Origin of the sequence: Leclercia barmai (genome assembly GCF_049312895.1) — a bacterium.
GTDB classification, from domain to species: Bacteria; Pseudomonadota; Gammaproteobacteria; order Enterobacterales; family Enterobacteriaceae; genus Enterobacter; species Enterobacter barmai.
This window is the reverse complement of record NZ_JBMNWZ010000002.1, coordinates 16,053-31,521: the sequence shown is the minus strand read 5'-3', so window position 1 is coordinate 31,521 and position 15,469 is coordinate 16,053. Positions and strand designations below refer to the sequence as shown.

Here is a 15,469-nt window from a genome sequence, read left to right as displayed (position 1 = left end):
AGGTTAATCAAGGAGTAGGTCATGAAAAAGTTAGTAGCGACAGCGCCTCGTGTGGCAGCGCTGGTGGAGTATGAAGATCGTCCGGTTGCGGCACACGAAGTAAAAATTCGCGCCCGCTTTGGTGCCCCGAAACACGGCACCGAAGTGGTGGATTTTCGCGCGGCAAGCCCCTTTATTGATGAAGAGTTCAACGCGGAGTGGCAGATGTTTACCCCGCGTGAAGAGGGCGCGGCCCGCGGGATCGAATTCGGCAAGTTCCAGTTGGGCAATATGATTGTGGGCGAGATCGTCGAATGCGGTGCTGATGTGACGGCGTACCATATCGGCGACAGCGTCTGCTGCTACGGGCCATTGCAGGAGACGGTGATCGTCAATGCCGTCAACAACTACAAGCTGCGCAAAATGCCGCAGGGCGCCTCGTGGAAAAATGCCGTCTGCTATGACCCGGCGCAGTTCGCCATGAGTGGCGTTCGCGATGCCAACGTGCGGGTAGGGGATTACGTGGTGGTGGTCGGTCTGGGCGCGATCGGCCAGATTGCCGTCCAGCTGGCAAAAAAAGCCGGGGCTTCCGTGGTCATCGGGGTCGATCCTATCGCCCACCGCTGCGATATCGCCCGCCGTCACGGGGCGGATTACTGCCTGAATCCGCTGGGTGCCGATGTCGGTCTGGAGATCAAAAGACTGACCGGCAAGCAGGGGGCCGACGTGATTATTGAAACCAGCGGCTTTGCCGATGCGCTGCAATCTGCGCTGCGTGGCCTGGCCTACGGTGGAACGATCTCCTATGTCGCCTTCGCGAAGCCCTTTGCAGAAGGGTTCAACTTAGGACGTGAAGCCCATTTCAATAATGCGAAGATCGTTTTCTCCCGCGCATGCAGCGAGCCAAATCCGGATTATCCGCGCTGGGACCGCAAGCGTATCGAAGAGACCTGCTGGGAACTGCTGATGAACGGTTATCTCAACTGCGAGGATCTGATCGACCCGGTGGTGACGTTCACGACCAGCGCGGAGAGCTACATGCAGTATGTCGATCGTCACCCGGAACTGAGCATCAAAATGGGCGTCACTTTCTAAGCTAAGGAGAGCAGTTAATGAAAATCGCAACGCAAAACCAGGCCTTTTTCCCGGCCACCATTCTTGAAAAATTCCAGTACATCAAAGGCATGGGGTTTGATGGCTATGAGATCGACGGCAAGCTGCTAGTGGACAATCTCGATGAAGTTAAAGCGGCCATCAAGGCCACCGGCTTACCTGTGACCACCGCCTGCGGCGGCTACGACGGCTGGATGAGGTGGCGGCACGCACCGGGACCACCGTCTATCTGGAGCCGCTGAACCGCTACCAGGATCACATGATCAACACCCTGGCCGACGCGCGTCGCTATATCGAAGAGAACGCCCTCAAACACGTTGAGATCATCGGCGATTTTTATCATATGAACATTGAAGAAGACGCGATAACGGATGCCCTGCACCAGAACCGGGATCTGCTGGGCCACGTGCACATTGCCGATAACCATCGTTATCAGCCGGGCAGCGGCAGCCTGGACTTTGCCACCCTGTTCGATCAGTTACGCGCTGACAACTATCAGGGTTACGTGGTCTATGAATGCCGTGTGCGTGCCGACGATCCTGCCCGGGCTTATCAGGACTCACTCAATTATTTGCGTGAATGCTAAGGATGAGCAGCGTGATGAGTGCTTCAACACCTTTGCCTCTGCGCGTCGCCATTATTGGCGCCGGGCAGGTTGCAGACAAAGTGCATGCCTCGTATTACGCCACCCGCAGTGATGTTCAGATGGTGGCTGTCATGGACAGCCGCCTCGAACAGGCTCAGGCGTTTGCACAGCGACATGCTATCCCTTCGGCATGGCAGGACGTGCACGAGATGCTGCGGGAGGTCAAACCCGATGTGGTGAGCGTCTGTTCACCTAACCGCTTCCACTTTGAACACGCTATGGCGGCGCTGGAGGCCGGATGCCATGTGATGTGTGAAAAACCGCCCGCCATGACGCCGCAACAGGCCGATCGGATGCGCATCGCATCGCGCAAAGCGGGAAAAGTGCTGGCATATGATTTCCACCACCGTTTTGCGCTCGACACGCAGCTGCTGCGTGAGGCAGTGCTGAACGGGACATTCGGTGAAATTTACTTCACCACGGCGCAGGCGCTGCGCCGCTGCGGTGTGCCGGGGTGGGGCGTTTTTACCAACAAATCGCTACAGGGCGGTGGGCCGCTGATCGATATCGGCATCCATATGCTTGATGCCGCCATGTATGTGCTGGGTTTCCCGGCAGTCAAACGGGTGACGGCGCACAGTTTCCAGAAGCTGGGGAACCGTAAAAACAGCGGCCAGTTCGGTGAGTGGGATCCCTCGCAGTTCACCGTGGAGGATGCCCTGTTTGGCACCATTGAGTTCTGCAATGGCGGCGTGCTGCGTCTGGACACGTCGTTTGCGCTCAATATCCGCGAGCAGTCGATCATGAATGTCTCATTCTGCGGTGAGAAAGCCGGAGCAACGCTGTTCCCGGCACACATTTATAACGACGAGGCGGGGGTTTTACATATCCTGAGCCAGCGTGAAGAGGCTGACGATCGGCGCCATTTACGCAGCATGGAAGCCTTTGTCCGTCACGTGATGGGAGAGCCGGTGATGATCGCCGATGCCGAGCAGGGGCTGGTTATCCAGCAGTTAGTCGCTGCGCTGTATGAAGCGGCGGAAAAAGGGGAAAGCGTGACGTTATGCTGAACCTGTCTCTCTTAACCGATCCGGCGTTTTGTCCACACAGCCTGAATAAATACGCGTCCATCATGGCCTGCGGTAACGGCTATATGGGCATTCGCGCCACTCATGAAGAAGAATACACTCAGCAAACCCGGGGGATGTATCTTGCGGGTCTGTATCATCGCGCGGGGCGTAACGAGACCTGCGAGCTGGTTAATCTTCCGGATATTACCGGCATTGATGTTGAGCTGGATTGCGAGAATTTTACCCTGCTGTCCGGGGAAATCCTGAGCTGGCAGCGCGAGCTGGCCTTCGCTAACGGCGAACTGCATCGCAGCCTGATCTGGCGCTCACCTGAAGGCAGGCGCTATCGTCTGGAAAGCCGTCGCTTTGTGTCACTGGATGCACTACCGCTGGTGGCGATGCAACTGTCGATCACCCCGCTGGACGCGTCCTCGCAGATTGTTTTAAAAACCGGCATCGATGCGACCCAGACCAACAGCGGCAGGCAGCATCTGGATGAGATCTCGGTCAGGGTATTTGATCAGCACTACCTGCAGGGGGTGTATGAAACCCAGGATCGCACCGCTGAGGTGGCGATCTCAGCCTGTTGTCGTCTCTCAAACGACAGCGACAGCTGCTTTACCGCCAAAAATCGCCGCATCACCGCGCATCATGCGTTGACCGCCTCGCCGGGGGAAACTGTCACTCTGGAGAAACTGGTGTGGGTGACTCACCGACGCGACAGGGCGCTGTCTACGGAGACTTTCGCCCGTAATGCTCTGGCCGATCTCCAGGCCTGCGCGTCACAGGGATACGCTACACTGCTGGCGCGTTCAGCCAGCGCCTGGGAGAAAGTGTGGCGCGACAGCCGGGTGGAGGTGGCTTCGACGCAGGAGTGGGATCAGAGGGCGCTGGACTATGCCGTCTGGCATCTCACCGCCATGACGCCTGCCCATGACGAGCGAAGCAGTATCGCCGCCAAAGGGCTCACCGGCGAAGGGTATAAAGGGCACGTCTTCTGGGATACCGAAATATTCCTGCTGCCGTTCCATCTCTTTACCCGTCCGCAGGTTGCCCGCAGCCTGCTGCGCTATCGCTGGTTAAACCTGCCGGGAGCGCGGGAAAAAGCCCGTCGTAACGGCTGGCCGGGTGCGCTGTTCCCGTGGGAGAGTGCCGCAAGCGGCCAGGAAGAGACGCCGGAGTTCGCGGCAATCAACATCCGCACCGGGATACGCCAGAAGGTGGCCTCCGCGCTGGCTGAGCACCACATCGTGGCGGATATCGCCTGGGCCGTTGTCGCTTACTGGCAGGCAACGCACGATGACGACTTCATGCTCAGTGAAGGGCTGACGCTGCTGATGGAGACCGCATCGTTCTGGATGGGGCGCGCCACAGAAGCCAACGGGCGTCTGGAAATTCATGATGTGATTGGCCCGGATGAATACACGGAGCACGTCAATAACAACGCCTATACCAACTATCTCGCCTGGCATAATGTCGCCAGCGCCCGCCGGTTCATGACGATGTTCGGCCGTGAGGACGCGCGCTTTACGGTAAACGCTAATCGCTTTCTGACGCGTTTATGGTTGCCGGAGGCAAATGCTGAGGGTGTGCTGCCTCAGGATGATACTTTCATGGCGAAACCGGCTATCGACCTTAGTCGCTATAAAGCGAAAGCCGGTAAACAGACCATCCTGCTGGATTACTCGCGTGCAGAAGTGAACGAGATGCAGATCCTCAAGCAGGCGGATGTGGTGATGCTCAACTACCTGCTGCCGGAACGCTTTACGCCCCAGCAATGTGTCGCCAATCTGGCGTTCTACGAGCCACGCACTATCCACGACTCTTCATTGAGCAAGGCCATTCACGGGATTGTTTTTGCACGTTGTGGCGATACCGAGCGGGCGTACGCCTTCTGGCGTGACGGCGTTGCCATCGATCTGGGCGACGATCCGCACAGCAGCGATGAGGGGATCCATGCTGCCGCAACAGGCGCTATCTGGTCCGGGGTCATTCAGGGTTTTGCCGGCCTGCAGGTGGTGGAAGGGGAGTTACACCTTGCGCCGAAATTGCCTGCCCACTGGCGCAGGCTCACTTTCCCGCTGCGCTGGCGCAACGCAAGGCTGTGCGTCACCTTTGAGGACGATCTCTTAACGATCGACACCACGGCACCCGTCACGTTAACCCTGTGGGGAAAAAACCTTAACGCCTCGGGGCGGCAGGTATGGTCTTACAAGGACTTTATGACGCCCGTTACTGGGACCGCTACCACGGAGGGTGGACATGATGCTTAAGGCTGTTGTTTTCGATCTGGATGGGGTGATCACCGATACCGCCCATCTTCATTTTCTGGCCTGGCGTGAAGTGGCGCAGGAGGCTGGCATCACCATCGACGAGACCTTCAACGGGGAGCTTAAGGGGATAAGCCGCATGGACTCCCTGGTGCGGATCCTGCGACACGGTGGGAAAGAGCAGGCGTTTGACCACCCGCAGCGCCTGGCGCTGGCGAGTAAGAAAAACGATCTCTACGTCCGGTCGCTGGCTTCGCTGACCCGTGAGTCACTGTTGCCGGGCATCCGCGAGGTGCTGGCCGAGATCCGCGCGGCGAACGTTCTGATTGGGCTGGCCTCCGTATCCCTTAATGCCCCGGGGATCCTGCAGGCGCTGGGGATACGACAGGCGTTTGATTTTTGCGCCGATGCTTCCCGCATTGCCCGTTCCAAACCGGACCCGGAGATCTTCCTCGTGGCCTGCGCGGGGCTGAAGGTGCGTCCTCAGGAGGCTATCGGCGTTGAAGATGCCGCAGCTGGCGTAGCGGCAATCAACGCGGCGGGCATGTTATCGGTGGGGATTGGGCCCGGGCTGGAGCATGCGGGGCTACAACTTCGTTCAACGCGGGAATTGACCTGGAAATGTCTGACCGATTTCTGGGCCTCCCGGACGGTATTGATAAGGAACTAACAATGGCTCAACTGTCCCTGAAACATATTCAGAAAATCTATGATAACCATGTCCACGTGGTGAAAGATTTCAACCTCGAGATAGAGGACAAAGAGTTTATTGTCTTCGTCGGTCCCTCCGGGTGTGGAAAATCAACGACCCTGCGTATGATTGCCGGGCTGGAGGAGATCAGTGCCGGTGAGCTGGTGATTGACGGTGTCTGCATGAATGATGTCCCGGCCAAATCCCGGGATATCGCCATGGTATTCCAGAACTATGCGCTCTATCCGCACATGACGGTCTACGACAACATGGCCTTTGGCCTGAAGATGCAAAAAATTGCGCCAGCGGTCATCGAAGAGCGGGTTAACTGGGCGGCGCAAATCCTGGGCCTGCGCGATTACCTCAAGCGCAAACCGGGCGCCCTCTCCGGCGGCCAGCGCCAGCGCGTGGCGTTGGGCCGGGCGATTGTGCGCGAAGCCGGTGTCTTCCTGATGGATGAACCGCTCTCGAATCTTGACGCCAAGCTCCGCGTGCAGATGCGCGCTGAAATCAGCAAGCTGCACCAGAAGCTCAACACCACCATGATCTACGTCACCCACGATCAGACGGAAGCCATGACTATGGCGACCCGGATTGTGATCCTCAAAGACGGCATCATTCAGCAGGTGGGGGCGCCGAAACAGGTTTATAACGAGCCAGCAAATATGTTTGTGGCGGGCTTCATCGGCTCTCCGGCAATGAACTTTATCCGCGGTGCGATAGACGATCGTTACTTTGTCACCGAAACCCTGCGTCTGGCGATCCCGGAAGAGAAACTCGCGGCGCTGAATAGCCAGGGCTACCAGCGTAAAGCCGTGGTGTTCGGCATCCGTCCGGAAGATATTTTCACGCCACAGGGTGAGGGCGAAAGCATTGCCGCCAGGGTCAGCGTCGCGGAGCTGACAGGTGCAGAATTTATGCTCTACGCCAGCGTAGGCGGGCATGAACTGGTGGTCCGGGCGGGTGCCGCAAATGACTATGCCGCAGGGGATAATATCGGCATCCGGTTCGATATGAATAAGTGCCATTTCTTCGACGCAGAAACGGAAGTGGCAATCCGATAATAAAAGCGTTTGCCGGGAATATCCATTCCCGGTTTTTTGTTTGTTAATTATATAGGGAATATATTAATGAGTACTCTATTGAGAAGTGCTGCGCTTGTACTGTGCGCAGGGGTTAGCTGCGCACAGGCAACAGAAACAAAACACTGGGATTTTAATATCGGCGCAATGTATGAAATTGAAAACGTCGAAGGTCAGGGCGACGATAAAGATGGATTATATGAGCCCTCCGTGTGGTTTAATGCCACATGGGATGCCTGGACAATTTCACTGGCGATGTATCAGGAAGGGCCGGTCGATTATAGCAGCATGACCCGCGGCAGCTATTTCGATCGACCTGAGGTTGAATTACGCTATCGCGTTATGGGGACCGATGATTTTGTTCTCGGCCTGACCGGCGGCTTCCGTAATTACAGTTATCATTTCAAAGATGAGCATGGCGCGAAAGATGGCACTGCCAATATGCAGCGCTACAAAATTCAGCCTGACTGGGATCTAAAATTAACCGACGGCTGGCGTTTTAGCGGCTGGTTTGCCATGTATCAATTTGCCAACGATCTGGAGAAAACCGGTTATTCTGACAGCCGTGTCGAAACAGAAACTGGCTTTACCTGGACTCTCAATGAAACGATTTCTGCCAGAGTTAACTACTATTTAGAGCGTGGTTTTAATATGGATGGTTCGCGTAATAATGGCGAATTTTCCACTCAGGAAATTCGCGCCTATTTGCCGATTTCGTTAGGCAGCACTACCCTGACGCCTTATACCCGTCTGGGGCTGGATCGCTGGTCAAACTGGGACTGGCAGGACGATCCCGATCGTGAGGGGCACGACTTTAATCGACTGGGGCTGCTCTATGCCTATGATTTCAGCAATGGTTTATCCATGACGCTGGAATACGCGTATGAATGGGAACACCATGATGAAGGTGAGAGCGATCGCTTCCACTACGCCGGGATTGGCGTGAACTACGCATTCTGACAGGTTATACACCAGGGGCGATCGCCCCTGGTGTTAGCGCAGTGACTCAGCCCAGGAAAAATGGGTGTCCACGAGCACCTTATGCGGCGCGGGCTGGCCTGCGATACGCCTGAACAGAAGGTCACAACTCTCTTCACCCAGTTTGCGCGTCGGGATATCAAAGCCGCCAGGTGCAGGGGTCAAAATGAGCGACAGCATGGGGTCGCTGTAACCCGCCACCGCAAGCTGCTCGGGGATCTTAATATTTAACGCATCCGCTGCGCGATAGAGGCTGAGTAGCTTCATGCTGTCGGTGGCAAATACCGCATTCGGCGGGGGGGCCGAAGACAACAGCAGAATAGCCGCCGCGAGCGCGCTTTCGTGGGTATAACCGCCGTCGATCACCCATTCAGGCTTAATAGCGACCTGATGTTTTTCGAGAGTGGCTTTATATCCTGCAAGACGGTCAATAGAGACGTGATAATCGAGAGGGGCATGCAGGCAGGCAATATCACGATAACCTTGTTTAATAAATGTCTCCGTCAGCGTGGCGCTGTCATGATAATTATCGGTATCTACGGAGTAGATATTCTGATAGTCGCCTTCCACTTTACCGATAACCACCACCGGAATACCATAAGCATCCAGTCTGGAAAAAAAGGACTCATTTGCCGGTGAACTCAGCATGATGATCCCTTTAATCATTTTCTGTTTTATTTTGTTTTCACATTTCAGCAGATCGTCTTCACTGCTTTTTGATGTCTGCAAAATAACGTCAAAACCTTCCTGCTCCGCTTTTGCGGTAATGACATGAAGCACATCAGAGAAAAAAGGATTGCCAGCGGTAGTTTTGGTGGAACGGGTTGAAATAACCATAATGGCATCGAAGCCGGAAGAGGTCAGGGCGCGGGCGAGTTTATTGGGTTCATAATTTAATTCTGCAATCGCCTTGAGCACCTTCTCGCGGGCTTCGGGTGAAATATTGGTTTGCTTATTCAGAACTCTGGACACGGTTGATTTTGAAACGCCAGCAACTCGCGCAATATCATAAATGGTGGGTGACATACACCTTACTCGCTCCTGAAAGACAGCAATTTGGCTCATCTTACTGGAGAGAAAACGGCAATAGCAATAATTATGAATTGATAATCAACGATCTGCCCCCATTTATTGTATTCTGAAGCAAGTGATTTCAGAGTTCCACGCAATGAAGGACGGCGATGAAGCGACTTAAAAACGAACTCAATTCTCTGGTTAATCGTGGGATTGACCGTCATTTGCGCCTGGCGGTCACCGGACTGAGCCGCAGCGGCAAAACCGCCTTTATCACGGCGATGGTCAATCAACTCCTTAACCTGCATGCCGGAGCGCGTTTGCCCCTGCTGAGTGCGGTGCGCGAAGAGCGTCTGCTCGGCGTGAAGCGCGTGCCCCAGCGCGACTTCGGCATTCCCCGTTTTACCTACGACGAAGGGCTGGCCCAGCTGTACGGCTCGCCGCCGACCTGGCCGACGCCCACCCGCGGGGTGAGCGAAATCCGTCTGGCGCTGCGCTTTCGCTCCAACGATTCGCTGCTGCGTCACTTCAAAGAGACCTCGACTCTCTATCTGGAGATCGTCGACTATCCTGGCGAATGGCTGCTCGATCTGCCGATGCTGACCCAGGATTATCTCAGCTGGTCGCGGCAGATGACCGGCCTGTTACAGGGGCAACGTGCGGAGTGGTCCGCCCGCTGGCGTTCGCTGTGTGAGGGGCTCGATCCGCTGGCCCCTGCCGACGAAAACCGGCTGGCGGCGATCTCTGAAGCCTGGACCGATTATCTGCACCAGTGCAAGAAAGAGGGCCTGCACTTCATTCAGCCTGGCCGCTTTGTGCTGCCGGGGGATATGGCGGGCGCGCCGGCGCTGCAGTTTTTCCCGTGGCCGGACGTGGACGCCTTTGGCGAGTCAAAACTTGCCCAGGCCGACAAACACACCAACGCCGGTATGCTGCGCGAGCGCTTCAACTATTACTGTGAAAAAGTGGTCAAGGGCTTTTATACCAACCACTTTTTACGCTTCGACCGCCAGATTGTGCTGGTGGACTGCCTTCAGCCGCTCAACAGCGGACCGCAGGCCTTCAACGACATGCGCCTCGCGCTCACCCAGCTGATGCAGAGCTTCCACTACGGGCAGCGCACGCTGTTCCGGCGTCTGTTCTCCCCGGTGATCGACAAGCTGCTGTTTGCCGCCACCAAGGCGGATCACGTCACGGTAGATCAGCACGCCAATATGGTGTCGCTCCTGCAACAGCTTGTTCAGGATGCCTGGCAGAACGCCGCGTTTGAGGGCATCAGCATGGACTGTCTGGGGCTGGCTTCGGTGCAGGCCACCCAGAGCGGCCTGATTGACGTTAACGGCGATAAGATCCCGGCGCTGCGCGGCCATCGTCTGAGCGACGGGGCCCCGCTGACGGTCTATCCTGGCGAAGTCCCCGCCCGGCTGCCCGGTCAGGCGTTCTGGGAGAAGCAGGGCTTCCAGTTTGAAGCCTTCCGCCCGCAGACCATGAATGTTGACCAGCCGCTACCCCATATTCGCCTGGATGCTGCGCTGGAGTTTTTAATTGGAGATAAATTGCGATGACCGAACCCTTAAAACCGCGGATGGATTTTACCGGCACTCTGGAAGAGGAAAATCGCGAAGCCTTCAAGGCGGCACAAACCTTTGATGACGCCCAGGCCGGGAACTTTGCTCCGGTGGTGACCGATATGCTTCCGGCCGAAGAGGGGCAGGCCGAAGCCGTCGTTGAGGCTGCACTGCGGCCTAAACGCAGCCTGTGGCGCAGAATGGTCAGCGCCGGATTGATGCTGGCGGGCGTAACGGTGGTGGGTCAAGGCGTGCAGTGGGCGGTTAACGCCTGGCAAAACCAGGACTGGGTGGCGCTGGGCGGATGCGCGGCCGGTGCCCTGATTGTCGGGGCGGGCGTGGGCTCGATCGCGACCGAATGGCGACGTCTGTGGCGGCTGCGCCAGCGTGCCCACGAGCGGGATGAAGCGCGGGATCTGCTGCACAGCCACGGCACCGGTAACGGGCGGGCATTTTGTGAAAAGCTGGCAAAACAGGCCGGGCTCGATCAGTCTCACCCGGCGCTGCAGCGCTGGTACGCAGCCATTCACGAAACGCAAAACGACCGGGAAGTGGTCTCGCTGTATGCCCATCTGGTGCAGCCGGTGCTGGACAGCCAGGCGCGGCGGGAGATCAGCCGCTCGGCGGCAGAATCGACGCTGATGATTGCCGTCAGCCCGCTGGCGCTGGTGGATATGGCCTTTATCGCCTGGCGCAACCTGCGTCTGATCAACCGCATTGCCACGCTGTATGGTATTGAGCTGGGTTATTACAGCCGCTTGCGCCTGTTCCGCCTGGTGCTGCTCAATATGGCCTTCGCCGGGGCCAGCGAACTGGTGCGCGAGGTGGGGATGGACTGGATGTCGCAGGACCTGGCTGCCCGTCTATCTGCCCGTGCGGCGCAGGGGATTGGCGCAGGATTGCTGACCGCGCGGCTGGGGATCAAAGCGATGGAACTGTGCCGTCCTCTGCCGTGGACAGAGAACGATAAACCCCGGCTTGGCGATTTCCGTCGGGAATTAATCGGCCAGCTGAAAGAAACGCTCAATAAAAAACCGCAATAACGTCCCTTCCTCGAACAAAATTCCGTCACCACGCTCACAGGCTGTCAATATTTGTTGACAGCCATCTTCCCGATTACGCATATCTGGCTTATCATTTCAGGGTTACCGGCTTATAGAGTGATTTTCCCATGCGTCTCGAAGTGTTTTGTAAGGACCGTCTCGGCCTGACTCGCGAGTTACTCGATCTCCTTGTTTTGCGGAGTATTGACCTGCGCGGAATTGAGATTGACCCAATCGGGAAGATTTACCTGAATTTTGCTGAAATTGCCTTCGATACATTCAGCAGCTTAATGGCTGAAATCCGCCGTATCGCTGGCGTTACGGATGTGCGCACCGTGCCATGGATGCCCTCCGAACGTGAACATCTGGCGCTGAGCGCGCTGCTGGAAGCGATGCCTGAGCCGTTTTTATCCCTGGATCTGAAGGGCAAAATTGACCGGGCAAACCTGGCGAGCTGCCAGCTGTTTGCCCAGGAGCCAGAGAAACTAAGCAACCACAACGCCGCCCAGCTGATCCCTGGCTTCAATTTCCAGCGCTGGCTCGAGAGCAGCCCGCGCTCGACCCACAGCGAGCATGTGATCATCAACGGACAGAACTTCCTGATGGAGATCACCCCGGTTTATCTGCAGGGCGAAAACGACGACAGAACCCTGACCGGCTCGGTGATCATGCTGCGCTCCACGGTACGTATGGGGCGCCAGCTGCAGAATCTGTCCAGCCAGGATATGGGTGCCTTCAGCCAGATAATCGCCGTCAGCCCGAAAATGCGTCACGTGGTGGATCAGGCACGTAAGCTGGCGAACCTCACCGCGCCGCTTCTTATTACCGGCGATACCGGCACCGGCAAAGATCTGCTGGCCCATGCGGTGCATCAGGCAGGTCCGCGCGCGGCCAAACCTTACCTGGCGCTGAACTGCGCTTCCATTCCGGAAGATGCCGTTGAAAGCGAACTGTTTGGCCACGCGCCGGAAGGTAAAAAAGGCTTCTTCGAGCAGGCCAACGGCGGCTCGGTGCTGCTGGATGAGATTGGCGAAATGTCGCCGCGCATGCAGGCGAAACTGCTACGCTTCCTTAATGACGGCACCTTCCGTCGGGTGGGGGAAGATCATGAGGTGCATGTGGATGTGCGCGTCATCTGCGCCACCCAGAAGAACCTGGTGGAGCTGGTGCAGAAGGGCGTGTTCCGGGAAGACCTCTATTACCGTCTGAATGTTCTGACCCTGAACATCCCACCGCTGCGCGATTGCCCGCAGGACATCATGCCGTTGACCGAGCTGTTTGTGGCCCGCTTTGCCGACGAGCAGGGCATTCCTCGTCCGAAGTTCTCGGCGGATCTCAACACGGTGCTGACTCGCTACGGCTGGCCGGGAAATATCCGTCAGCTCAAAAACGCGATCTACCGTGCCCTGACCCAGCTTGAAGGCTATGAACTGCGACCGCAGGATATTTTACTGCCGGATTATGACGCCGGAACGGTGGCAGTAGGGGAAGAGGCGATGGAAGGATCGCTGGATGACATTACCAGCCGCTTTGAACGCTCGGTGCTGACTCAGCTGTATCGTAACTATCCCAGCACCCGTAAGCTGGCGAAAAGGCTGGGCGTGTCTCACACCGCCATCGCCAACAAGCTGCGCGAGTACGGTCTGAGCCAGAAGAAGGGTGATGAGTAAAGATAAAAAAGCCTCCGCAGGGAGGCTTTCTTTTTGTCGTTACGCTTTCAACGCTTCGAGCGCGGCAGCATAGTCCGGCTCGGTGGTGATTTCGTTCACCAGGTGGCTGAACACGACGGTGTCGTTTTCGTCGATGACCACAACCGCGCGAGCAGCCAGGCCTTTCAGCGCGCCTTCGGCGATGCCCACACCGTACTGCTCCAGGAATTCCGGGTTACGCAGGGTCGACAGAGTGATAACGTTGCTCAGGCCTTCAGCACCACAGAAACGGGACTGAGCGAACGGCAGGTCGGCAGAAATGCACAGCACAACGGTGTTGTCCATTTCGGTCGCCAGCTGGTTGAATTTACGCACGGACGCGGCGCATACGCCGGTATCGATGCTTGGGAAAATATTCAGCACTTTACGCTTGCCGGCAAACTGGCTCAGCACGACGTCAGACAGATCTTTTGCCACGAGCGTAAACGCCTGCGCTTTGCTGCCTTTCTGAGGAATGGATCCTGCAACAGAAACCGGGTTGCCCTGGAAATGAACGAGTTGTGACATAGTTATCTTCCTGTTTACATATAGTTAACGTCGCCGTTAGTGTATGTCATCAGCCGATAGCACAGCAAACCCTATTTACGCGAAGCCGCTATACAGGAGTGAGTGATGAGAACCCTCAAGGTTTATGAAGAAGCCTGGCCATTACATACGCCGTTTGTTATATCCCGGGGAACCCGGAGCGAGGCCCGTGTGGTGGTGGTCGAAATAGAAGAAGAGGGTGTCAAAGGGGTGGGAGAGTGCACGCCTTATCCCCGTTACGGCGAAAGCATCGACTCGGTGATGGCGCAAATCATGGCCGTGGCTCCCGAACTTGAGCGTGGTCTGACCCGGGAAGCGCTGCAAAGTTTGCTGCCACCCGGTGCGGCACGTAACGCCGTTGACTGCGCCCTGTGGGATTTAGCCGCGCGTCAGCAGGGGATCTCTCTGACGGCGCTGGCGGGGGTGACGCTACCGCAATTGCTGGTCACCGCACAAACGGTGGTGATCGGCGAACCTGCACAGATGGCGTCCAGTGCCAAAGCGCTGTATGACGCCGGGGCGCGCCTGCTGAAGGTGAAGCTGGACGATCGTCTGATCAGCGAGCGGATGGTGGCCATTCGCGCTGCCGTACCGCAGGCCACGCTGATCGTCGACGCCAACGAATCCTGGCACAGCGAAGGGCTGGCCGCTCGCTGCCAGCTGCTGGCGGATCTGGATGTCGCCATGCTTGAGCAGCCTTTGCCATCGGGAGAGGATGCCTCACTGGCGAATTTCATCCACCCGCTGCCTATCTGTGCTGATGAGAGCTGCCACACGCGGCAGAGCCTGCCGACGCTGAAAGGGCGTTACGATATGGTGAACATCAAACTGGATAAAACCGGCGGTATCACCGAAGCGCTGGCGCTGGCCGCCGAGGCGCGCCAGCAGGGCTTTTCACTGATGCTCGGCTGTATGCTCTGCACCTCGCGGGCGATTGGCGCCGCGCTGCCGCTCGCCAATGAAGTGAGGTTTGCCGATCTCGATGGCCCGACCTGGCTGGCGGTGGATGTCTCTCCAGCGCTGCATTACAGCACCGGCGTTGTTCATCTCTGAGGCTCCCAGCGCAACAGTTCGGTCATCGCCTTCAGATACTTTTCGCTGGCCTCATCAGAAGAGATTGGCGGGAATTCGGCGGTGATGCAGTGCAGGCTTAAATCGGCGCACCAGCTGCCAAACGAGCCTGGCGTTTCATAGCCGACGCTGGTCACCAGCGGTAGCGAGAAGGCATCCGCCAGCCAGCGACCAAGGGCCGTGTGGGCCGGATCTTCAATGCAGGCCAGCGGATCGTGAAATGAAACAACCCAGGCCGGATGCAATTTATGGATCAGATTACACAGCGCCTGGGTTTCCGGCTCTGAACCGGGTTTTTCACCCGTCAGCAGCACCACGTCCCGATCTGCGGCTGAGCTGTTCCAGCGATAGACCGTCTCGCCTTCCCGCCAGTTGGCCGCCGGGAAGTTACGGTTCAAATCCACGCCACGGGCATTGGCGCGTAACCCCAGCTGGCAGCCGTCCGGGTTAACGGTTAACACCACATGGTGGCGGCGAAGTTCCGGGGCAAGGGTGCGCAGAGCGCAGGAGAGAGTCACAATCGATGAATTTTCATCCCCGTGGGTACCGGCAATGATCAGGCCGCTGTTGCGATCGGCCTGCGGGGCAGGGAACCAGATTAAAGGTGCGCCGAGGAAAGAGCGGCCATAATGTTCGGTTCCCGGCGGGAAAGCGCCACGTTCCGTTCTTGGGCGGGTATGTGACATAGTCGTTCCTGGATCAGAGTTGTATTACTGGCAGTGTTGTGCAAAACACACGGTTTTTCAAATAGTTTCAGCCTGGGTATAAAA

The 15,469-nt window shown here is 57.1% G+C and carries 13 protein-coding genes and 1 pseudogene; 11 read left to right on the top strand and 3 right to left on the bottom strand.

Translation table 11 applies throughout. The annotated features are described in order from the left end of the window. Positions 1 to 21: 21 nt before the first annotated feature. From ACOYA6_RS08470 to ACOYA6_RS08440, 7 genes and pseudogenes are all read left to right on the top strand, one after another. Positions 22 to 1,074: a D-guloside 3-dehydrogenase gene (locus tag ACOYA6_RS08470; RefSeq protein WP_422654533.1), complete on the top strand. Its 1,053-nt coding sequence runs from the start codon at positions 22 to 24 to the stop codon at positions 1,072 to 1,074. 17 nt (positions 1,075 to 1,091) lie between these two features. Continuing rightward, positions 1,092 to 1,678: pseudogene (locus tag ACOYA6_RS08465) on the top strand (sugar phosphate isomerase/epimerase family protein). An 11-nt stretch (positions 1,679 to 1,689) separates the two neighbouring features. Continuing rightward, entirely contained in the window at positions 1,690 to 2,748 is a 1,059-nt protein-coding gene (locus tag ACOYA6_RS08460) for a D-glucoside 3-dehydrogenase (protein ID WP_422654532.1), read from the top strand. Next, complete coding sequence (locus tag ACOYA6_RS08455) at positions 2,742 to 5,021, top strand: glycoside hydrolase family 65 protein (RefSeq protein ID WP_422654531.1); 2,280 nt, start codon at positions 2,742 to 2,744, stop codon at positions 5,019 to 5,021. Before ACOYA6_RS08460 ends, ACOYA6_RS08455 begins: the two co-directional genes overlap by 7 nt. Beyond that, complete coding sequence (pgmB, locus tag ACOYA6_RS08450; protein ID WP_422654530.1) at positions 5,011 to 5,688, top strand: beta-phosphoglucomutase; 678 nt, start codon at positions 5,011 to 5,013, stop codon at positions 5,686 to 5,688. The genes ACOYA6_RS08455 and pgmB overlap by 11 nt, the downstream gene beginning before the upstream one ends. 2 nt (positions 5,689 to 5,690) lie before the next feature. After that, a complete protein-coding gene (locus ACOYA6_RS08445) occupies positions 5,691 to 6,773 on the top strand; it encodes an ABC transporter ATP-binding protein (RefSeq protein WP_422654529.1) in 1,083 nt (360 codons plus the stop codon). A 66-nt stretch (positions 6,774 to 6,839) separates the two neighbouring features. Further along, entirely contained in the window at positions 6,840 to 7,751 is a 912-nt protein-coding gene (locus ACOYA6_RS08440; RefSeq protein ID WP_422654528.1) for an OmpG family monomeric porin, read from the top strand. Between the two features lie 33 nt (positions 7,752 to 7,784). Here the strand turns inward: ACOYA6_RS08440 and ACOYA6_RS08435 are convergent, their stop codons facing one another. Beyond that, positions 7,785 to 8,795, bottom strand: coding sequence for a LacI family DNA-binding transcriptional regulator (locus ACOYA6_RS08435; RefSeq protein ID WP_422654527.1), 1,011 nt, complete (start codon positions 8,793 to 8,795; stop codon positions 7,785 to 7,787). Between the two features lie 155 nt (positions 8,796 to 8,950). Between ACOYA6_RS08435 and ACOYA6_RS08430 the strand changes: the two genes are divergently transcribed. The 3 genes from ACOYA6_RS08430 to tyrR all read left to right on the top strand — a co-directional run bounded on the left by ACOYA6_RS08430 (position 8,951) and on the right by tyrR (position 13,064). Next, on the top strand, positions 8,951 to 10,348 hold the full coding sequence (locus ACOYA6_RS08430) for a YcjX family GTP-binding protein (protein WP_422654526.1): 1,398 nt from the start codon (positions 8,951 to 8,953) through the stop codon (positions 10,346 to 10,348). Further along, positions 10,345 to 11,394: a TIGR01620 family protein gene (locus tag ACOYA6_RS08425; protein ID WP_422654525.1), complete on the top strand. Its 1,050-nt coding sequence runs from the start codon at positions 10,345 to 10,347 to the stop codon at positions 11,392 to 11,394. The genes ACOYA6_RS08430 and ACOYA6_RS08425 overlap by 4 nt, the downstream gene beginning before the upstream one ends. A gap of 128 nt (positions 11,395 to 11,522) precedes the next feature. Further along, complete coding sequence (tyrR, locus tag ACOYA6_RS08420; protein ID WP_139565309.1) at positions 11,523 to 13,064, top strand: transcriptional regulator TyrR; 1,542 nt, start codon at positions 11,523 to 11,525, stop codon at positions 13,062 to 13,064. A gap of 39 nt (positions 13,065 to 13,103) precedes the next feature. Here tyrR and tpx read toward each other — a convergent pair whose 3' ends face one another. Next, positions 13,104 to 13,610, bottom strand: a complete 507-nt coding sequence (tpx, locus tag ACOYA6_RS08415; RefSeq protein WP_039031893.1) for a thiol peroxidase — start codon at positions 13,608 to 13,610, stop codon at positions 13,104 to 13,106. A 105-nt stretch (positions 13,611 to 13,715) separates the two neighbouring features. On the opposite strand from tpx, the gene ycjG reads away from it, so the two are divergent. Then, positions 13,716 to 14,681 carry an L-Ala-D/L-Glu epimerase gene (gene ycjG, locus ACOYA6_RS08410; protein ID WP_422654524.1) on the top strand — a complete coding sequence of 322 codons (966 nt, stop codon included), beginning with the start codon at positions 13,716 to 13,718 and terminating at the stop codon, positions 14,679 to 14,681. Here the strand turns inward: ycjG and mpaA are convergent. Further along, positions 14,672 to 15,385, bottom strand: a complete 714-nt coding sequence (gene mpaA / locus ACOYA6_RS08405) for a murein tripeptide amidase MpaA (RefSeq protein ID WP_039031895.1) — start codon at positions 15,383 to 15,385, stop codon at positions 14,672 to 14,674. The genes ycjG and mpaA overlap by 10 nt on opposite strands. Positions 15,386 to 15,469: the final 84 nt, after the last annotated feature.